Annotated in this window: 13 protein-coding genes; 3 read left to right on the top strand and 10 right to left on the bottom strand. The window is 64.4% G+C overall.

Annotated elements, in window-relative coordinates; translation table 11 throughout:
- Positions 1-15: 15 nt before the first annotated feature.
- Together ACP8LP_RS00360 and ACP8LP_RS00355 are read right to left on the bottom strand one after the other, a co-directional pair.
- On the bottom strand, positions 16-2391 hold the full coding sequence (locus ACP8LP_RS00360; RefSeq protein ID WP_484483191.1) for a YhgE/Pip domain-containing protein: 2376 nt from the start codon (positions 2389-2391) through the stop codon (positions 16-18).
- Entirely contained in the window at positions 2388-5198 is a 2811-nt protein-coding gene (locus ACP8LP_RS00355) for an MMPL family transporter (protein ID WP_036975636.1), read from the bottom strand. The genes ACP8LP_RS00360 and ACP8LP_RS00355 overlap by 4 nt, the downstream gene beginning before the upstream one ends.
- A 108-nt stretch (positions 5199-5306) precedes the next feature.
- On the opposite strand from ACP8LP_RS00355, the gene ACP8LP_RS00350 reads away from it, so the two are divergent.
- Positions 5307-5927 carry a TetR/AcrR family transcriptional regulator gene (locus ACP8LP_RS00350; RefSeq protein WP_016666660.1) on the top strand — a complete coding sequence of 207 codons (621 nt, stop codon included), beginning with the start codon at positions 5307-5309 and terminating at the stop codon, positions 5925-5927.
- A 94-nt stretch (positions 5928-6021) separates the two neighbouring features.
- On the opposite strand, the gene galE is transcribed toward ACP8LP_RS00350, so the two are convergent.
- A complete protein-coding gene (gene galE / locus ACP8LP_RS00345) occupies positions 6022-7011 on the bottom strand; it encodes a UDP-glucose 4-epimerase GalE (protein WP_016666659.1) in 990 nt (329 codons plus the stop codon).
- A 185-nt stretch (positions 7012-7196) separates the two neighbouring features.
- On the opposite strand from galE, the gene ACP8LP_RS00340 reads away from it, so the two are divergent.
- Entirely contained in the window at positions 7197-8567 is a 1371-nt protein-coding gene (locus tag ACP8LP_RS00340; RefSeq protein WP_016666658.1) for a sensor histidine kinase, read from the top strand.
- An 18-nt stretch (positions 8568-8585) separates the two neighbouring features.
- Here ACP8LP_RS00340 and ACP8LP_RS00335 read toward each other — a convergent pair whose 3' ends face one another.
- A complete protein-coding gene (locus tag ACP8LP_RS00335) occupies positions 8586-9560 on the bottom strand; it encodes a carbohydrate kinase family protein (protein ID WP_187117011.1) in 975 nt (324 codons plus the stop codon).
- 66 nt (positions 9561-9626) lie between these two features.
- On the opposite strand from ACP8LP_RS00335, the gene ACP8LP_RS00330 reads away from it, so the two are divergent.
- Entirely contained in the window at positions 9627-11171 is a 1545-nt protein-coding gene (locus tag ACP8LP_RS00330; RefSeq protein WP_016666656.1) for a beta-N-acetylhexosaminidase, read from the top strand.
- On the opposite strand, the gene ACP8LP_RS00325 is transcribed toward ACP8LP_RS00330, so the two are convergent.
- From ACP8LP_RS00325 to ACP8LP_RS00300, 6 genes are read right to left on the bottom strand one after another with little or no spacing between them, the layout of a single operon-like run.
- Positions 11155-12453, bottom strand: coding sequence for a glycoside hydrolase family 125 protein (locus ACP8LP_RS00325; RefSeq protein ID WP_016666655.1), 1299 nt, complete (start codon positions 12451-12453; stop codon positions 11155-11157). The two genes, ACP8LP_RS00330 and ACP8LP_RS00325, sit on opposite strands and share 17 nt — an antisense overlap.
- A complete protein-coding gene (locus ACP8LP_RS00320; protein ID WP_016666654.1) occupies positions 12450-13094 on the bottom strand; it encodes an HAD family hydrolase in 645 nt (214 codons plus the stop codon). Before ACP8LP_RS00320 ends, ACP8LP_RS00325 begins: the two co-directional genes overlap by 4 nt.
- Positions 13088-14143: an alkaline phosphatase family protein gene (locus ACP8LP_RS00315; protein WP_016666653.1), complete on the bottom strand. Its 1056-nt coding sequence runs from the start codon at positions 14141-14143 to the stop codon at positions 13088-13090. The genes ACP8LP_RS00320 and ACP8LP_RS00315 overlap by 7 nt, the downstream gene beginning before the upstream one ends.
- The gene (locus tag ACP8LP_RS00310) at positions 14140-17262 is read right to left on the bottom strand and encodes an alpha-mannosidase (protein WP_016666652.1); all 3123 of its coding nucleotides are present in this window, start codon (positions 17260-17262) and stop codon (positions 14140-14142) included. Before ACP8LP_RS00310 ends, ACP8LP_RS00315 begins: the two co-directional genes overlap by 4 nt.
- Entirely contained in the window at positions 17255-18643 is a 1389-nt protein-coding gene (locus tag ACP8LP_RS00305) for a 6-phospho-beta-glucosidase (RefSeq protein WP_016666651.1), read from the bottom strand. The genes ACP8LP_RS00310 and ACP8LP_RS00305 overlap by 8 nt, the downstream gene beginning before the upstream one ends.
- A complete protein-coding gene (locus ACP8LP_RS00300; RefSeq protein ID WP_036975633.1) occupies positions 18640-19392 on the bottom strand; it encodes a DeoR/GlpR family DNA-binding transcription regulator in 753 nt (250 codons plus the stop codon). The genes ACP8LP_RS00305 and ACP8LP_RS00300 overlap by 4 nt, the downstream gene beginning before the upstream one ends.
- Positions 19393-19453: the final 61 nt, after the last annotated feature.

The following is a 19453-nucleotide window of genomic DNA, read 5'->3' as shown; positions in this document are numbered from 1 at the left end:
GATCGCTGCCGTCGCTCAGGCTTCGCTGGCGATCAGCAGTTCCCTGGCACTGGTCTGACGCCGTCGCCCCACTGCGAGCAGACTGGCGATGAGGGCCGCCACCGCCCATATAACAACGGCCAGCAGGGACCCGAAGCTGGGATTGTTCCCGGCCACCACAGCCTGCTCCGCCTGCAAAGCAGGTCGCAGCGGGGAGATGGCGTCGACCCCGTGCACCGGGGCGGGGACGGTGCTCGCCAGCCCGGCAGCAACACTCGCCGTCACCAGGACGACGCTGATGAGCCGCCCCAGGCCATGCAACCAAGCGGCCAGGGCGTGGTTGATCAGGCCGAACATCGCCCCGATGAGGAGCAGCAATCCTCCCAATCCGATCGACCGTGGTACCGAGAGACCCAACACCACCCCGCCGATGACCGCCAGGCCAATACTCACCGCGACGGTCACGATGGCGCCGACCGACATCGTCCGGGCCAGCAGGCCCAGGGTCGAGCGCGCGGAGCTCAGCGCCCGCGAGGGAACTGTGCGAGCCACCAGCCAGGTCGCCAGAGCAGCGATCCAGGCACCAAGGATGAGCAGAACCGCCACCGCGGCCACCGAGGTCGCAATGGCAGGCCCATCCCCATTGACGGGAGCGGACACGACGTCAGCCAGCTTGGTGCGGTCATTCTGAGAGTAGGTCGGCACCTTCTTGGCCCCGGCCGCAAGCTCACCGGAGAACGTGCCAGTGCCGTCGGTGAGTCTCTGGGCCCCACCATTGAGTTTCGTCATCCCGGACGCAAAGGTGTCGACCCCCGCGGAAGCCTTCCTCACCCCGTCAGAGAGGTGATTCACACCGCCGACGTACTGATTGACTCCCTGCTCGAGCTTCGAGGTCGAGGCGGCCGCCTTGGAGACCCCGCCGGTGTAGGCGTCAACACCATTGGCGAAGGTCACAGCCCCCGCGGAGAGCTTGGCCCCGCTTCCCTTGAGTTGCTGGGACTTGGCGGCCAAGGTCTGGGCGCCAGTGGCGGTCTGATGGATGCCATCTCGCAGCTGGGCGACCTGGCCGACCACCTTGGGCAGTCCGGTACGTATCTCGACCGTGAACTTGTCGACACCCTGGGACAGCTGCGAGGAGCCGTCAGCCAGCTGGTCGATGCCGTCGTCGATGCTCATGCCGGAGTTGGGGTCCTTGACGGACATCGCCTTGACGGCCACAGCCGATCCAGCCCTCACCCCGAGGGCGTACCCGTCGGTCATGGCGTCGCGGACGAGAGGCAGCAGGTTCTGACAATCCTGTGCGGTGTACCTCTGGGTGCAGCGTGCCATGAAGTCCGCCTCACCCTTGGACAAGGACTCCTTCTTGAGTTCGGCGGTCTTCTCCCCGGAGGCGTACTGACGAATCTCGGTGCGATATCCGACCAGGCCATCGGTGAACTGGTCGATGCCGTCCGCTAATTGGCTTGCCCCGTCGGTGAGTTGGTTGAGCTGGGAGGTGTCGATCTTGCCGGTGGCCGCGCTGACCTTCTGGTCCATCGTCGTCAGGCCAGCGGACAGCTGACCGATTCCGTCGACGACCTTGCCGGTGCCATCGGTGTAGGTCGTCACCCCGCTGGCCAGACCGTTCGCACCATAGCTGAGCTGTTTTCCCTTGTCGGACAGGATATTGAGGCCACCCGAGAGCTGGGAGACTCCGTCGGTGAGCTTGCCGCCACTGGTCTTCAGCTGCTGGGCTCCTCCGCTGAGCTTCGTCATGCCAGCGGCCAGGGTCCCCGCCCCGGCGGCTGACTTCTTCGTGCCGTCGGCAAGTTTCGTCGCCCCGTCATCGAGCTTGGCCGCAGCGTCGGCCATCTTGCCCATCTGCTGGGCGAAGCGGTTGAAGCCGATGTAGACGTTCTCGAGGTACCCCGAGGTCAGGGTGGTGTTGAGGGAACGCCGCGCCACCTGGGCGGTGAGGGCCGCGATGGTGGTGTCGGAGACCGGGGAGGTCTGGGAGGTGGTGACGTCGATGAGGGCTGGCTTGGCCTTGGCCGCGTCATTGGCGGAGTAGGAGGTGGCGTCGGACGAGAAGGACTCTGGGATCGTCACGACCGCCGAGTAGGTGCCGTCTCGCAGCCCCTTGGCGGCCCCGTCGGCGTCAGTCAAGGTCCAATCGACGGTGTGGCCGTCAGTGGTGTGAGAGCCAGAATCGACCAGTTCCGCGGTGAGCTGGCGTCCGATGGGAACCAGCCGTCCACCGACCTTGACGGCCTTGTCCTCGTTGACAACCGCCGCCTTCACCTGGCCCAGCCGGTCAGTGGTCCGCCAGGTGGTGCCGACCAGGCCGGCCACCACCACCAACGGTACGAGGATCAGGGCGACCACCGCCGGCCACCGCAACCTGATCGTGGAGTGGGAACGTTCGGTCATCATCGGGTACCTCCGAGGGATGGCTCGGGTTGGTGTTCGGTCAGGTCATGAACGGCCTGTGGCTCCAGCCAGTCAATGCGGCCGGCACGCTGGGCTCCCAGGATCACGGCGGCCTCACCGGCCTGGTTCACCTCGACAATGAGGGATTCCAGCTGGTCGCGGTGGGACTGCTCGACGATCTGATCAGCGTGGTCGATGAGGAACAGACGCGGTGGGCGTCGCGGCGGATGGGTGAGGGCTGCCGCGGCTGCCTGCAGTTCCTCGGTGAGGTTCTTGTCAGCGGCATCGATGAGCCATGCCACCCGACGCACCACGGAGGCCCGCTCGGGGAGGAGACGGCCGCCCGACCTCATCTGACCGTGGTCGATGGCAAGTCGTCCCCCGGCAGCCAGCAGCACGGCCGTGACCGAGCCCGGTGACCCCACGACGGCCTGCACCTCATGTGGCTCGACGTGCAGGTCGAGGTCAGCGAAGAGACCATCGACCCCGATCCCCTCGGCGTGCAGAGTCTCGGTATGGTCAGGGGTAGGCCATTCGGCGAGTCTCTCCTCGTGGGCAATCCCCTCCCCCTCGATGTCGAAGCGGGGTAAGCGGCGATCCAGCCATCCGGGCAGCCACCAGGCCTTGTCACCGAGCAGGGCCATGACGGCCGGGACGAGGGTCATTCGCACCAGGAAGGCGTCGGCGAGAATGCCGATGGCCAGGGCCAGGGCGATCTCCTTGATGGCGTTCATGCCTTCTGGGACGAAGAAAGCGAAGACCGAGAACATGATGACGGCTGCGGCCGTGACGACCTTGCCCGAACCGATGAAGCCCCTGATGACGGAACCACTGGAGTTGCCGGTGTGGACATACTCCTCACGCATTCGCGACACCAGGAAAACCTCGTAATCCATGGCCAGACCGAAGAGGATGCCCATGACGACGATCGGCATGAAGGAGATGATCGGGACTGGACGGTCGAGGTTGACCACCGACAGGCCGATGCCTCGGTTGAAGACCAACTGCGCAGCTCCGAAGGCAGCCAGCACTGAGAGCAGATAGCCGACAGTCGCCTTGATGGGGACCGCGATCGACCGGAACACCACCGTCAACAGCACCAGACACAGCCCGACGACGAAGACTCCGAAGGGCAGCAGGGCGGCCCCCAGACGGTCGGAGACGTCGAGTTTGATGGCCGTCAGTCCGGTGACAGCGGTGTCGACCCCGTACTCGTCATGCCATTCGGCCTTGTGGTCTCGCAATTCGCGGACCAGGTCGTTGGTCGCCTCGTCGGTGGGACCCGTGGTCGGCAGCACCTGGACCATGGCGGTGTCGGCGTTCTGGTTCGGTACTGCCACAGCGACGGTGTCGACGCCGGGGAGCTTCTCGATGTCGGCCTTGAGCCCGTTGACGATCTTCATCGGGTCGGTGGAGGTGACGATGTCGGCGGTGACAATGACCGGGCCATTGAATCCCGGCCCGAACTTCTTCTCCAGGGCGTCGTAGGTCTGCCGGGCCGTGTTGTCTGCGGGCAGTTCTGCGGCGGTGGGCAGGCCGAGGTGGAGGTCCTTCATCGGAACGGCCAGCGCCCCCAGAGCCACCACGACGACGAGGATGGTCGCCAGCGGGACGCGGGTGACGGTGTGTACCCACCACCCGAAGATGCCGCCGGAACGTTCCCCCTTACCAACCGCATTGGTGCTGGTTGACGGTGTCTCCGTGCCGGCTGTGGCATCGTCGTTCCTGCTCGCTCTGGCTGTCACCTGGGCTGGTTTCGACCCCCGTCCGCGACGAGATTTCCGCGGACGCAGTCTCTCCCCCATCAAGCCCATGAAGGCCGGCAGCATCGTCAGGGCGATGACGACGGCGAGAGCGACGCCGACGGCGGCGAAGACGCCCATGACGGTGAGGAAGGGGATCTTGGCGATGGCCAACCCGATGAGAGCGATGACGACCGTCGTCCCGGCGAAGACAACGGCCGACCCCGACGTCGCGACGGCTCGAGCAGCCGATTCCTGTACCTCGAAGCCGTCACGCAATTGATCGCGGTGGCGGGAGAGGATGAACAGGGCGTAGTCGATCCCGACGGCCAACCCCAGCATGACGGCGAGCATCGGGGTGACGGAGTTGACCGTCGTGAACCGGGTGAGGATCGCCATGATCGCGTAGGTGATCCCCACCCCGAGGACGGCTGTGATGATCGGCATCCCGGCTGCCACCAAGGATCCCAGGGTGACGGCGAGGACGACGAGGGCCACCCCGACCCCGATGACCTCGGTGATCGACAGGGAGGGCAGCATCGCCTCGAAGGCCTGGCCACCGACATAGACGTGTGATCCCGACGGCAGGTCAGCCTGGATCTCGTGCCCCAGCCGTTGCAGATCATCACGTCCGGAGTCGGGAAAGGTCACCGAGCTGACCTGCCCCAGTTCAACCTGGATGACGGCCGCGGTGTGATCCTTGTTGATCATCCCGGTGACGTGCTTGTTCCAGGGCGAGGTCGCCCCCGTTACGTCCTTGAGGTCCCTGAGCTCCTCGACACCTCTCTCGATCCGGGAACGAATGGGTTTCGACGAGATGTCGGTGCCATCGGGCACGGTGATGACGACGTTGGCGCTCAACGCGGAGGCCTGCGGGAAGGTCACCTGAAGGTTGTCGTAGGCCACCTGGGAGGGGGCGCCCGGGATGGTGAAGGAGTTGTCGTAGTCGCTCTGCAGGGCGACCATCCCCACCCCGAGCAGGACCAACAGGCCCAGCCACAGGGCGACGACGGTCTTGGCCCTGCGGAAGCAGCACTCCCCGACATCGTGAAGGAAGGAGGACATCATCACCCCGCAATGAATTCGCCCGAGCACCACTCGATACAACATCGTATTCGATGCAGTATCGTATCCGATACATCGTCGTATTCAACCCTCGAGGTCTCCAGGAGCGTCATGTCCACCACCACAGTCTCTACTCGTCGCGCAGCCACCCAGGCACGACTGGCCGACGCCGCTGTCGCCGTCTTCGCCCGCAAGGGGGTACCGGGGTCGACCGTCGAGGAGATCTGCGAGGAAGCCGGGTTCACCCGCGGAGCGTTCTACTCGAACTTCGATTCCAAGGACGAGCTGTGCATGGCGGTGTTGAGCCGTTACGCCGAGAAGAATCTGGCTGTCCTCAGCTCCTCCTTGGATTTCCCCAATGACGGCCAGGACGCCCTGCGGGATCGAATCCACGACATCATCGCCCTCTTCTCGTCGGCGGTCGGCTCGGACCCGACGACGGTTGTGGCGATCCTGGAGATCACCCTCGAGGCAACACGAAATCCACGACTGCGGGAGGCATACCAACACGTCGAGGCAGCCATTTCCCCCGCCCTGCGCGAGATGGTGGAACAAGCCCTGCGCGACCACGACGTCACGACGACGATCAGCGTCAACGACCTCATCGAGGTCACCCGTGCGGTCTTCGACTCCCGGGTGCTGGCGACCATGGCGTCAGGGCGAAAGGCCGACATCGACCGGATGACCAACCAGCTGACGACGATGGTGCTGGCCTTCATCCGTCCACTCTGACACCGTCACATCGCCCCCGGAATCACGCAGCCCGGGAAAACACCACCGGCCCCGCACAAGTGCGAGGCCGGGGACGGGTCGAGGGTTCGGGAGATCAGTAACCCAGGATCTTCTTGCGCTCGGGCAGCCACGCGATGGCGTCACGGATACCATCGGTCGGGGTCAGCTCCGCACTCCACCCGAGCAGGTCCTTGGCTCGGCTGGAGACCGTGTAGGCGCCGGCGACATCGCCGGGGCGCGGCGGACCGTAGACGACGTCGAGAGGCTTGCCAGTGCCCTCCTCGAAGGCCTTGACGAGCTCCTTGACGGTGACGCCGTTCCCGGTACCGATATTGAACACCTGGTACGGGTCTTCGGTGGTGACCTCATCGAGGTGCTCCAAGGCGGCGACGTGGGCGCGGGCCAGGTCCCAGACGTGAATGAAGTCCCGGATGCCCGAACCGTCACGGGTCGGCCACTCAACACCGGTGACGGTGAAGGTGGAGTCCTCCATCCAGGCGTCAATCATCTTGCCGAGCACGTGAGTCGGGTGCTCAATCTGCTGGCCGGTGCGCAACTTCGGGTCCGAACCGATCGGGTTGAAGTAGCGCAGGCTGAGGGCCTTGAGGTCGGAGGCGTGGGCGGCGTCACGCAGGATGAACTCCACCATGAACTTGGTGGTCGCATAGGGGGAACCGGGGTCCAGGGCGGACTGCTCGGTCACCTTGAATTCTTCGTCAGTGGCATAGATCGAGGCCGAGGAGGAGAACAGGATGCGGTGCACGCCGTTGCGCTCCATGCCCTTGAGCAGGGCGACGGTCTTGCCGACGTTGTTGTCGTAGTAGGTCAGCGGCTCATCAACCGACTCCGGGACGATGATCTTGGCCGCGCAGTGCACGACGGCGTCGATCTGGTTCTCGGTGAAGACGCGGTCGAGCAGGTCCTGGTCGGCGATGTCGCCCTGGTAGAAGGTGCGGTCGCGGACGAACTCGCGGCGTCCCGCGGACAGGTCGTCCAGGACGACGACCTCGTGGCCTGCCTCCTCGCATGCCGAACCGACCGTCGATCCGATGTAACCGGCCCCGCCGGTGATGAGAATCTTCATGGGAACCTTCCGTGTCGCCGTGATCGTCAGTCTCAAGTCTAGGGGGCAGCTTACCGACCCAGTCGGCGGGCGAGTTGTGTGTGGCGAAGCGGTCACCGACCGTGCGCGTTGCCACCCCACACACCGTCACCCGACATCAGAAACCAATCCACCATGGGTTGGACGGTCTTCCTAGACTGGCGGTCATGGAGGAGACCGGATCGCAGACCTCGACCGCGGACAACCGTTCCAACGGATCCCGCGGATCCGGTGTGCGTGCCCGCCTCAACCGGTTCAACCCGACCCGCAACAACGTCCCGCAGATCTCCATCCCCGGCATGGAGGAGGTGCTGGACCCCAAGCTCGACGACGGTCGTCCGGCAGACACCGAACGGGCCTGGTGGGGAGACGTCACCCTCACCCTCGTGATGGCCGTGGTGACGATCGTCCCCTATCTCGTCAGCCTGGTCGAACGACCCCATCCCGAGTACGCCGCGGCCCTCGTCTCCTCCATGATCATGGTGGCCTCGCTGCCGATGCGCCGTGAACATCCCCTGCTCATGATGACCCTGGTGGCCCTCGGCGGGGCCATCCAATTCATCTTCGTGCCCTTCCCGGTGCTGAGCATCTTCATCGTCCCCATCGCCTCCTACTCGGTGGCCAGATGGGTGGACGGCCACGAGTCTCGCTGGGTGTTGTGGGTCGGAGCGCTGGGTTCAGTCATCGGCCCGATGAGATGGCAGCTCACCATCGCCGCTGGATATGACCCCACCTCGGGGACGCCGTGGGTACTGCTGATCCTTGCGATGGCGGTCTGTGCCGGCTTGGTCCTGACCCCCTACGCGGTGGGACGACGACTGCGCGAGTCCGCCCTCATCGACTCCCAACAGCGTATCGCCAAAGCTCAACGCTACCGAGCCATCCTCGCTGAACGTGAGCAGCAGGCCAGGGTCGCCGAGGAACGCACCCGCAGCGAGATTGCCCGCGAGCTCCACGACATCGTCGCCCACTCACTGTCGGTCATGATCGTGCAGGCGGAGGGCGGCAAGGCCTTGGCGACGAAGAAGCCGGAGAAGGCCCCCGAGGTCCTCGACACCATCGCCGAGACCGGTCGCGAGGCCCTCGTCGAGATGCGTCGCATCGTCGGGGTGCTGCGACAGGACACCGACGCCGACTACTCCCCCTCCCCCGGGCTGGCGGAGATTCCCGAACTCGTCGAGAAGTCCGGGGTGAAGGTCACCTTCACCGTCACGGGACAGGAGCCGGTCGTCTCCCAGGCCCTCGGTCTGGTTGCCTACCGAGTCGTCCAGGAGGCCCTCACCAACGTCCTCAAACATGCTGGCCCAGGCGCTCACGCCTCAGTGACCTTGGCCTATTCGCCTACCGCAATCCATGTGGAGATTGTCGACGACGGGTATGGGGACGCCGTCCAGGGAGACGGACGCGGCCACGGGCTGCAGGGCATGCGTGAGAGGGTGACGTCGATGGGCGGACGACTGTCCGCGGGGCCTCGCAAGGAGGGCGGGTTTTGCGTCATAGCGAAGCTGCCGGTCCAGGCTGATTCCCGCCAGAGATGAGCTCGGTTCCGTAACCACTCACCTCAACAGTTCAGCAAGGAACTCGAACCGCTCTGGGTCTCGCGGTACCCAGGCGAGCAGGTCTTCGGGTGTGAGCGGATCCGTGGTCCCGTGCGCTCGCGCCGTGACGATGGCTCCCACCAGGGCTGCAACATCGAGCTTTCGGGCCAACGAGACCTGCCATTCCCAGCTCCAGGCCAGGCCAGCCACGGTGGCGTCTCCGGCGCCTGTGGTGTTGACCGGATCAATGGCCACTGCCGGAACATGGACCTCCTCACCAGTGCGGGAATCCACACCGACGATCCCGTCGCCGCCACATGTGACAATGACGACCGGCACGTGCTCGGCGAGGGCTCGCGCCGCCCACACCGGGTCGTCGGTACCGGTCAGTCGCATCGCCTCAGCTGCGTTAGGCGTGTAGCAGGTACATCCTGACACCGCCTCGAGCACCCCGGATTCCTGGCCCTCCTCAAATCCATGGTCTGCAATCACCGGGATTCCGGCATCGGCGGCTTCGTACAGCCAGGCGTCAGCGGGAATTGAGACATGGGTGACTACTGCGTCGACTCCGTCAAGACTAGGAGCGGGGAAAGGGACTGGTAGCGCCGTTTCCACGGTCGTCATAGCCCGCTCGGTGCCACACGCCTGGCTCATCGTCACCGGGAGCGCCCAGCCCGGGTTGATCGGGCTCGGGGCCAGATCGATGCCCCAGTCGATCAATTCACGACGACACACCTGCGAGTTGAGGTCGTCACCTAGACCCGTGAGCAATTGCACCCGTGCTCCCAGGCTTGCTGCAATCCGAGCCGTGTTGGCAATCCCACCCCACGTGGCGACGAAGTCCGTGCCGTAGCGTTCCTCCCCCAACGCAGGCAGCTGCCCGATTCCAGAGATGACGAGGTCGCGGTACGTAATACCTGCGGCGAGCAGCCGAGGATGGCGGTTGACGGGCATGGGCGTAGCTCCTGTGCGCGATTGGTCGTCCCCCAGCATAAGCAACTCCAATCCCAGGTAAGCTGTGGAGCACCCCATTGGCAGGCGATGCCACGAGGAGTAGAGATGCCCGTCCCCTCCAACGACACCCTGATTCGGGGCTTGTGTCCCCAGCCCCGCCACGTGCAGTTCACCGAGGGACGATTCCCCCTGCCAACCGTCCTCTCCTGGGTTGGCCCCGACGAGGTCACCGATGCTGTCACCACCCTCGCCGAGCGACTGGCCCCGGCGCTGGACGTCGTGCGCGTCACGTCACACACCGACACCGTTTCTCTCATCGTCACAGTGAATCCCGCCTTGGAGGCAGAGGGATACCGCATCGAGATCGACACGCAGATCCGCATCACCGCCGGCGACCCAAATGGCGCACGATGGGCGGTGCAGACCTTGCTGCAGCTACTCCCCCCGTGGGTCCACGGGCCTGGCCCGCTGGCCCGAGAGCACCTGCGCCTTCCGAAGGGTGTCATCGCTGACGCGCCACATTACAGTTGGCGAGGTGCGCATCTGGATGTCTCGAGGCACTTCATGCCTGCCTCGTTCATCACGCGCTTCCTGGACGTGCTGGCCATGCACAAGCTCAACCGGCTGCACCTGCACCTCACCGACGACCAGGGATGGCGCCTGCCGGTACCGGGGTGGCCACGTCTGACCACGGTAGGGGCCTGGCGTCCGGGAACGGTACGAGGGCACCAACCACCACCCGACGACAACGATTGTGACGACGTCGCCGAGCACGATCACGTACCTCACGGAGGCGCCTACACCGTCGAGCAGCTGAGCGCCATCAACAAACGGGCCGGACTGCTGGGTATCACGGTCGTGCCAGAAATTGACCTGCCGGGCCACACCGAGTCGGTAGTGGCCGCCTACCCCGCGCTGGGCTGCGGAATACCACTGGATCACCCACGTACTGCTTTCGGGGTGTCGGAGCATCACATCAACCTGACCGACGATTCCTTGGGTTTCTGCCGCGATGCCTTAGACGCCGTGATGGAGATCTTCCCGGACTCACCAATCCATATCGGTGGTGACGAATGTCCCGGAAAGGAGTGGTTCGACCACCAGCAAACCCGAGCCCGGCTTGCCGAACTGGGGATCACGACACCACACCAGGCCCAGGCTTGGTTCGAGCGGCAGATCTGTGATCACGTGGTCGCCGCAGGCCGTCAGATCATTGCCTGGGACGAGGTGTTAGAGGCCGGCGCCCCCGAGGAGGTTACGGTGATGGTGTGGCGAGACGCCGACGACATCTCCCGCGCCGTCGCCGCAGGCCACGACGTCATCGGCGCACCCGCCCGGCACACGTACCTGGATCACGGCATTGAAGCGGGTCCGGAGGCACCGGTGACGATAGCTGCCCCGATGACCATGGACGACGTCGCCGGGCTGCATGATGTACTTGCCGCAGTGGACTCGCCACACCTGCTGGGTGGGCAATTCCAACTGTGGACTGAATACCTGCGCACCCCTGGCCAGGTCGAAGACGCCGCCTTCCCGCGCGGCACATCGATCGCTGAACAGTTGTGGACCGGCGATCCGGCTCGGCCGCGATCAGAGTTGGAGGCCCAGTCCCGCCGGCTCACCGCAATGGGGATCAATTGGCACCGGTGATGGCGTCGATACCGGCCACCTTCATCATGAGCAGGCAAGCCATCGAGTTCGACCAACTGAACCACCCGCGCGTGTACCGGGTGGGGTCATGTGGATCGAAACTCTCGTGTGTCCAGCCAGTGCCACCATCGGTGGCGAGGATCGTCCTGAGGCAATCACGCGCCTCGACGTCGTCCCCCGTGAGCCCCTGCACCGCCAAACCGATGTGCCAGATGTAGCCCTCGGGGCTGTGCGGGCTGCCAATGCCCCGTGCTGCCGGGCCGCTGAACAGGTAGGGGTTGGCCTCGCTGAGCACCCAGTTCCGGGTGGTCTGGTAGAGCGGATCGTCACGGGCAAGGTCGCTGGTTAGGGGCAGCGACAGCAGCGACGGCATGTTCGCGTCGTCCATCTCCACTACTGATCCGAGCCCGTCAACCTCGTACGCAAGGTGATCTGTCACGACGCCGAATTGCCTCACCCCGGCGTCGATGTCAGCGGCCAACCTCGCGGCGCGTTCAGCAAGGCTCTCGTCGCCCCAGACACGGCAGAATTCGCCAATCTGCCGCAACGCACGTATTGCCATGAACTGTGCCGGGATGTTGTATCCGTAGCGGCAGGCGTCGTCGGAAGGTCGGAACCCGCTCCACGTCATCCCGGTGGGCGCTACCGGCCCTCCCGAGCCGTCAGCGCCAAGGGTGTCGACGGGTTCGCTGGGGCGCACATGACGATAGGTGGAGCGGGTGGCATGGTCCTGTTCCAGGCTCCAGACGTCGACGATGCGTTGACACCCCTCGTGCACCGCACGGTTGAGGTGGTCTGGACGTCCCGTGGCCTGCCACAACCGCCATGCGAGATCGACGGGGAAGGCCAGCGAATCAACCTCGTACTTGCGCTCCCACAACTCATCGAGCAGATCAACATCGTCGGGGTCGAAATGTGCTCCGGTCGGACCAGAGTTAAAGGCGTTGGCGTAGGGGTCGACTCCGATGCAGTGCCACTGCCGAGCGACGACGTCCCCGATCTGACGGGACACCGCAGGCAGGTCGCACAGTGCCAGGAAGGGCCACAGCTGAGCTGAGGAGTCGCGCAACCACATGGCCGGAATGTCGCCAGTGACGACGAAGACGCCGTGGTCGTCGCGGGTCATGGTGCGAGTCCACGTGTCCGTCATCCAGGCCACGAATCGGCCTGCAGCCTGCCGGCCCGATGCCTCATCAATGTGTTCACTGACACTCGAACCGATCTGAGCACCGACCTCGTCCAGGCGCCGCTGCAGGGCGGGCGTCAACTCGCACGCCGTCATCGGTAGGGCTCCCATGAGGTCACGCGCTCATCATCCAGCCCCGGGACCCACATGTCCCCCTGGCCCTTGAGTCGATCGCCGAGCGCGAGAACCCACGCCCCGGCGGCCCGTCCAGCACGCAACCCGAAGACAGAGTCTTCGATGACGACACATCTGGCCGGGTCGACTCCCATCCGCCTCGCTGCTGCGAGGTAGGGGTCGGGGGCTGGTTTGCCGGCAGCGACGTCGTCGAACCCAAGGACGGTGTCGAAGAGGTCCAGCCAGCCTTGCGAGGCCAGTCCGTCACGCACGAGGCGGGTGGGGGAGTTGGAGGCCACCGCGATGGGCACGTTACCGGCCAACCTCCTCACCAGACGGTCCGCCCCGGGCATCGGCTCCGTGTTGTCAGCCAGGCAGACGTCCAGAAGGTCGACGAGACGCTCACTGGTGGCCTGCGGATCTGCCTGCGGGTGGTCCCGCAGATACAGCTCGACGACATCGTCAACAGTGCCCCCGTCAACGTCGGCGCTGACAGCGTCAGCCAGACAGCCGCCCCACAACCGTTCGGAGGCTGCACGCCATGCAGACAGGGTGTCGAGCAGGGTGCCGTCCATGTCGAAGAGAACGCCGTCAACCTTCTCAGGCAAGTGCGTCGTCACCATTCAAAATCCATCTCTCTACTCGGGCCGACTGGCTTCACATCGCGCAAGACGCCGACATCGCTGGCGTCCATGTGACCAGGGTGCACTCCGACTGCCCTGAGTAACAGCGGCGTCAGTTCGTGGCTGCGAATGGGATCGGTACGAAGCAATGGATCGGGCAATGCCCCACCGATGTGATGAGCTGCCAGGAAGCTACGACGCACCTCGACCTCATCCTCGCCGTGGCCTCCCTCGGGTTTGTGCCCGTGGTCGGTGGTGACGGCGACGAGCCATTGCTCGCCGAGCTGCTCGTGACGCTCTGCGACGGCCTTGACGAGGTGACGGGTGAGCTCATCGGCGTGACGCACGGCTTGGCGATACTGCTCGGAGTCCGCTCCGTAACTGTGCCCAGCGTTGTCGACCCCTTCGAAGTAGACGACGGCAGCGTCCGGGCCCTCGTGCAACAGGTGCCAGGCGGCCCACGACGACACCTGCTCGTCGGCCCTGTCAATACCCTCCGCCAAGTCGGGACTGAACAGCTGGTGCTGGCCGGTGCGTTGCTGGTCCACCCGCTGATGAATGATCGGTCCGGGCCCGTAAGGGCTGACGAAGGCGTCCCAGGTGGCTGCTGCGATGGTGCGCGCCAATGGGTTGGCGAAGAAGATTTGGGACAGGATGTCGGGGTGACGGGCCATGTCATGGCCGACGAACTCGTTCCACCACACATTGCACTGTTCATGGGTGGCGCCGGTGAGGATCGTCGTCCAGCCGGGAGCGGAATCGGTCGGCGGAGTCATCCACATGGGGATGATCGTGCCCTGGGAACGGTCGTCACCTCGCACCAGGCGAGCGAGGGTGGGGGCCAGCCCGACGGGGGCCTGGTCAACGGGCAGGGTGTGGTCCAGGGCTGGGGCGGGGTGTGCGGGAACCGGCTCCCCCTCACCCACCCCGCGCACGAATCGCGGGTCAGCGGGATGATCGGGGTGGATGAATCCAGGATTGTGCTGCAGTGCCTCGGGTAGTGCCATGTCAAGGCGCACCCCATCGATACACACCAGAAGCAGTTTCATCGTTGACTCACTCTCAACGTCAAGATCTGGAAAGGACGCAGGGCGAGGTCCACCTCGCTCACGGCGACCGTCGGAAGCTGTTGGGTCGGATCACCGATTCGTTCCTCGAGCAGGTCCACCTCGCTGAGGTAGCCGCCCCGGTCTAGCAGCAGGCGCACTCGGCTGCGGCCACCGTCCGCCTCGTGCATCCGGATGACAAGATCACCAGAGCCATCGAAGGCCTGCTTGACGGAGTCGACGACGGCGAAGCCTCGTACCGGTTCGATCCGAGCCAGACTGTCCAGGTGCAGCGCACCATCTCGCATCTGGAGCGGCTGGTTGAGCCGTGCCGCCTCGACGTGGGCAGACGCAACCCCGGCATCAGCGAGCAGGCTGTAGACAAGGTGGTGATGACCTCGGTCGGGGTGCGGGTCTGGGCTCTGCGGAGCACGCAGCAGGGTAAGCCGGGCCATCACCCCCTGGGTGGATGTGTGCTCGTCCCCTCCCGCTGGACTCACATCATGACCGTAGGTGGACTGGTTGGCCAATGCGACGGCGTAGCCGGGTTCGCCCAGCAACATCCACTGCTGCCCACAGCTTTCAAAGTGGGCGTCATCCCATGACGTGTTGGCACCGATTGGTCGCTTGATGTGACCGAACTGGATCTCGTCGACACTGGTGTCAGCGGCCACATCGAGGGGGAAGTCGACCTTGAGGACTCGGGCCTGCTCGGTCCAGTCAACGTCAAGGCTAAACTCGACCGCTCGGCTATCGGCGTCAAGGGTGATGGCCTGAATGAAGCCGGACTCCCCGCGTTCAACTCGCACCGTGCTCCGTAGCGGGCCCTCGAGGACGTCCACCCCGGTGAGGTCATCCACCACAACAGCACTGTGACGGTACTGGTGCTGCAATTCCCATGCGTCGAAACAGTCGGGATAGTCGGGGTGTAGGACGAGTCGGTTGGCTCGCTGCCCAGGAAGCAGGAGCTCGCGGTCGGCCACCAGGTCAACAACCGAGCTCACCAGTCCGTCGTGCGTGTCGATGCACACCTCGACCAGTCCGTTGGACATTCGGATCGAGTCGAGCTCCCGCTCCACCCGTACCGGGTGCTCAGGGTCAACCACCGCATCGGTGAGCGGCTGCGCCGCCATGGCTGGCACCTGTACGAGTGTGGGCCGACCGTCAACGGTGACAACCTCGCGACGGTCACTGTGAGATGGATTGATCAGACTCGCCCCGGTGATCTCGCCTCCAGACGCCTGTGACAGTGCCTGCCAGGCCTCATCCATGAGCTGACCCAACTCAGCACGAATAGCGGTGAACTCGGCGATGGCCTCCCGATTCACCCACGCGATCGACGAGCCGGGCAGGATGTCGTGAAACTGCAGCAACAACGTACGTCGCCACAGCTGTTCCAACTGCTCATGGGGGTAGGGATGGCCGAGGCGAGCTGCCGCGGCGGCTAACCACTCGGCGGCGGTGAGAGCCTCCTCGGCGCGCCGGTTGCCGTCTTTGAGGGCATGGACAGAGGTGTAGACGCCCCGGTGGAACTCCAAGTACATCTCGCCGCGCCACACCGGCGCCTGGGGGTAGTCGTCGCGAGCCTGGGCGAAGTAGTCGTCAGGTGAGCCCAACCGAACCTGAGGCGCGTCCTCCACATCGGCGAATCGGTGGACGCGTTCCACCTGCTCAGCTGTGGGCCCTCCACCGCCATCGCCATACCCGAATGGCAGGATCGAGCGTCGCGCCACACCTTTCTCTTTGAAGTTCGCCTCAGCCTTCTTGACCTCGTCGGCACTGACGATGGAGTCGTAACAATCCACCGGCGGGAAGTGCGTCCAGATACGAGTCCCATCGATGCCCTCCCACCAGAACGTGTGGTGGGGCAAGGTGTTGGCCGTGTTCCAGCTGAGTTTTTGGGTGAAGAACCAGTTCATGCCAGCCAGTCGGGCGATCTGGGGCAACGCACCGGTGTAGCCGAAGGAATCCGGTAGCCACAGGCAGTCCGGGCGTACCCCAAGCTGTTCACGCATCCAACGCAGACCACTGGTGAATTGACGCACCAACGATTCCCCCGAGGGCAGGTTGGTGTCGGATTCCACCCACATGCCACCCACCGGGTGCCACTGGCCACGTTCAATGGCGTCCCTGACGCGCTCGAAGAGTTCTGGCGAGGAGTCCTGGAGCCAGGCGTAGTGCTGGGCGCTGGTGCAAGCGAAGTGGAAGTCGGGATATTCCTCGGCCAGTGACACGACGTTGGAGAAGGTACGCACTACCTTGCGGCGGGTCTCACGCAACGGCCATAGCCATGCCGAGTCGATGTGCGCGTGTCCGATCGCCGTCATCTGTTGAGCCGATGAGTTCGCCCCCGAGCTAAGGTGCCCGGCAAGGATTTCTCGGGCCTGTCCGGCACCGGCGAGGATGCCATGGAGATCGACCTCGTCGGCAGCCTGCTCCAAACCGTGAAGCAATCGGGCACGGTGGGTGGAGTCGGACGGCAGCTGGCGCATGAGCCCGTCGAGGACATCAATGTCGAGCCACAGGTCCCACACCTCCTTGCGACGCACCGAGAGTTCCGCTCCCCTGAACTGCCACAGCGGTTCATCGCCTGCAGTGCGACGATCCCCCAGCTCAGTGGGTCCGCCCAGATGCAAGGTCATGTCGGGGTTACCAGCGGCTTCCACCCACAGCTCGATGCCCCCATCGGTCCCGATGAGCGGCTCACCCTCGTCAGCGAATCGTTGGGTCAGCGTCCCGTGGTTGAGTGCGACCCTATGGTTGCGTGGGTTGAGGGCTTTGAGGGGGCGTCCCGAAGAGGTGTACACCATGGCTTCGGACTGGTTTCCGGCCCAGTCGCCGACGAATCCGAGGTCCATCGAGAGGTCGATCTCGTCGCCGGCGTGGCCTTCGGGCAGAGTGCCGGTGACGTGGAGCCACCAGGTACTCCATGGAGAACCCCACCAGGTTCCGGGCGGGAATGGACGGTAATCGGCGACGACGGCTTCCTCGAAGCTCACCGGTTCTCCGGGAGCTTGCCAGGCCGTCACGTCCAGTGGACAGATCTTCTTGGTGATTTCTCGCTCGAGACGCTCTTTGAGGTGACCAATGCGGTCTTGGGTGAGCTCGGTGTGATCATGCATGGTCATCCACAAGGTAGTCCAGGCCGTCGAAGGCATCGGCGAAGTCATTGAGAAGTTGCTCGGCAACGTACACGGAGTCAACTAATGGGTGGTGGCTCAGGGCTAGCAACGCGGCGGTGCGGCTGTGGTTGACAGCGGCATCGATAGTGCGTTGCTCGACGTATTTGGCGTTGACGACAAGCCCGCGAGCGTGGTCGGGTAGCTCCGGTGCAGGGAGTCGGTGGATCCCGGCACCGTCTACTCGACACGGGATTTCCACGACAGCATCATCAGGTAGGTCGGGGAGAGCCCCGCGGTTGGCAACATTGAGGATGAGTTCAGCGGGCACGTCGTTGGCGATGGCGTGCATGATCGCGAGGGCGACCTTGTCGTATCCGCCGGTTTCCAGGTCGGCCTCATCGCGCTCGAACTCCCCCGAGACTTCGCGATTGGTGGCCATGTAGGTCTCTTCACGCTCGAGGCGAGTGGCCTCCCACAGTCCGGCGACATCGTCAGTGTGTTGGGCCTTGGTGTAGAAGCGCCGCTGCTGGGCCTCCAGAAACGCCCCGCGCGGAGCCTCGGCATTCCGGTCGACGGCGAGGTCGTCGCGAGAATAGTAGTAATAGTGCAGGTACTCGTTGGGTACGGCGCCCAAGGCTTGCACCAGATCAGGACCGAAGAGCCGACCTTCCTCAAAACTCCCGATGAGGTGGGGGCGCTCCATCAGACGCGGCAGGACGTCGATGCCGTCGACCTCCAAGCTGGTGAGCCAGCCCAGGTGATTGAGCCCGCTGTATCCGATGTGGACGCGTCCGTCAGCATCGAACAGGGAGCCCAGGTCAGTCGGCGCCAGCCCGGCATTCTGCAGGGCGGAGAGGGCGCGACGGGCCAAGCCGACCGGGGAGTCACAGATACCGACCACTTGGTCTCCAAGGCGGTGCTGCATGACCTCGGTCATCACCCCAGCAGGATTAGTGAAGTTGATGACCTTGGCATGGGGGGCGTATCGCGTTATCTGTTCGACGAGGTCGAGCACCACCGGGATACCCCGCAAGGCATATGAGATACCGCCAGCCCCGACAGTCTCCTGGCCGATGACACCGCGCGCCAGACACATCGACTCGTCCAGGGCGCGTCCACGCGTTCCGGCGACGCGAATGGCCGAAAAGATGAAGTCGGTTCCCGCCAAGGCAGTGGGCAGGTCAGTGGTCGCCACGACAGACGGCGCGTTAGGCAGGCCGGGGGCCAGCTGGGACAACACTGTTTCGATGACACCTAGTCGTAGTGAGTCGGTGTCGTAAAGCCGCAGCTCGGTGACTCGTTGAGGTGAGTCGTCGCGAGCGAGGGCCTTGAATACCAGTGGAACGCGGAATCCCCCGCCACCGAGGATGGTGAGTTTCATACCGTGACGACCTCCATGCCTGTTGATTCGTAGTGGGCGTCGAGGTCCGGCGGCAGTGGTCCAGTCGTGATGACTCCACTGACGTCCTCGACGGTGAACGGGGAATGCGCTCCGACACCTGGGAATTTCTCGGAGTCGACGAGCAGGTAGCTTCGACTCGCTGCAGCGACAATCGCCTGTTTGATCTGAGCCTGGGAGCGGCTTGTGTCACGCACCCGCCCGTTGGCACTCACCCCGGAGCAGCCCAGGAAAGCTAGGTCGGCCTGATGATGAGTCAGCGCATCAGCGACGAACTGACCGTCAAAGCACTGGTATCGCTCCGACCACACTCCCCCAAGCACAACCACGGTGACGTCCGGGGCGCTCCTGAGAGCTTCAAAGACGGGCAGGGACGCAGTGAGGACGGTGACGGAGCGCTCGGTGAGCAGCCCGGACAGATGATGGACGGTGGTGCCGATGTCCATGATGATCGTGTCGCCGTCGTGAACAAGCTCGGCGGCCTTGCGGGCGATCGCAGCCTTGGCGCGAGTGCGGTGGTTCATCACGTCACCGAAATGATCGTCCACGTTCGTGACGAGTTGGATGCCTCCCCAAGAACGCTCGATGATGCCCTTATTTTCCAAAGCGATGCAGTCACGCCGCGCTGTGGCCATGCTCACGTTCAGATTCCGAGCGATGTCGACGGTTCGCATGGCAGGTCGATCCCGGAGCAGTTCGACGATCGCGTCATGACGAGCGGCCTTGAGCATATGCCCATGATAGCGATGCAGAGTCACCGATCAGAAGATTTTCGTCATTTCGATCATTTTT

The sequence above is a fragment of the Cutibacterium sp. LaCa_89 genome (assembly GCF_058177555.1).
The sequence above is the reverse complement of the archived record's forward strand: the minus strand, read 5'-3'. Positions and strand labels throughout refer to the sequence as shown.

Excerpts from the sequence above, each read along its gene's own strand:
- galE (WP_016666659.1), bottom strand. The coding sequence starts at position 7,011 with ATGAAGATTCTCATCACCGGCGGGGCCGGTTACATCGGATCGACGGTC.
- ACP8LP_RS00340 (WP_016666658.1), top strand. The coding sequence starts at position 7,197 with ATGGAGGAGACCGGATCGCAGACCTCGACCGCGGACAACCGTTCCAAC.
- ACP8LP_RS00350 (WP_016666660.1), top strand. The coding sequence starts at position 5,307 with ATGTCCACCACCACAGTCTCTACTCGTCGCGCAGCCACCCAGGCACGA.
- ACP8LP_RS00330 (WP_016666656.1), top strand. The coding sequence starts at position 9,627 with ATGCCCGTCCCCTCCAACGACACCCTGATTCGGGGCTTGTGTCCCCAG.
- ACP8LP_RS00310 (WP_016666652.1), bottom strand. The coding sequence starts at position 17,262 with ATGCATGATCACACCGAGCTCACCCAAGACCGCATTGGTCACCTCAAA.
- ACP8LP_RS00325 (WP_016666655.1), bottom strand. The coding sequence starts at position 12,453 with ATGACGGCGTGCGAGTTGACGCCCGCCCTGCAGCGGCGCCTGGACGAG.
- ACP8LP_RS00300 (WP_036975633.1), bottom strand. The coding sequence starts at position 19,392 with ATGCTCAAGGCCGCTCGTCATGACGCGATCGTCGAACTGCTCCGGGAT.
- ACP8LP_RS00305 (WP_016666651.1), bottom strand. The coding sequence starts at position 18,643 with ATGAAACTCACCATCCTCGGTGGCGGGGGATTCCGCGTTCCACTGGTA.
- ACP8LP_RS00320 (WP_016666654.1), bottom strand. The coding sequence starts at position 13,094 with ATGGTGACGACGCACTTGCCTGAGAAGGTTGACGGCGTTCTCTTCGAC.
- ACP8LP_RS00360 (WP_484483191.1), bottom strand. The coding sequence starts at position 2,391 with ATGATGACCGAACGTTCCCACTCCACGATCAGGTTGCGGTGGCCGGCG.
- ACP8LP_RS00335 (WP_187117011.1), bottom strand. The coding sequence starts at position 9,560 with ATGCTGGGGGACGACCAATCGCGCACAGGAGCTACGCCCATGCCCGTC.
- ACP8LP_RS00355 (WP_036975636.1), bottom strand. The coding sequence starts at position 5,198 with ATGATGTCCTCCTTCCTTCACGATGTCGGGGAGTGCTGCTTCCGCAGG.
- ACP8LP_RS00315 (WP_016666653.1), bottom strand. The coding sequence starts at position 14,143 with ATGAAACTGCTTCTGGTGTGTATCGATGGGGTGCGCCTTGACATGGCA.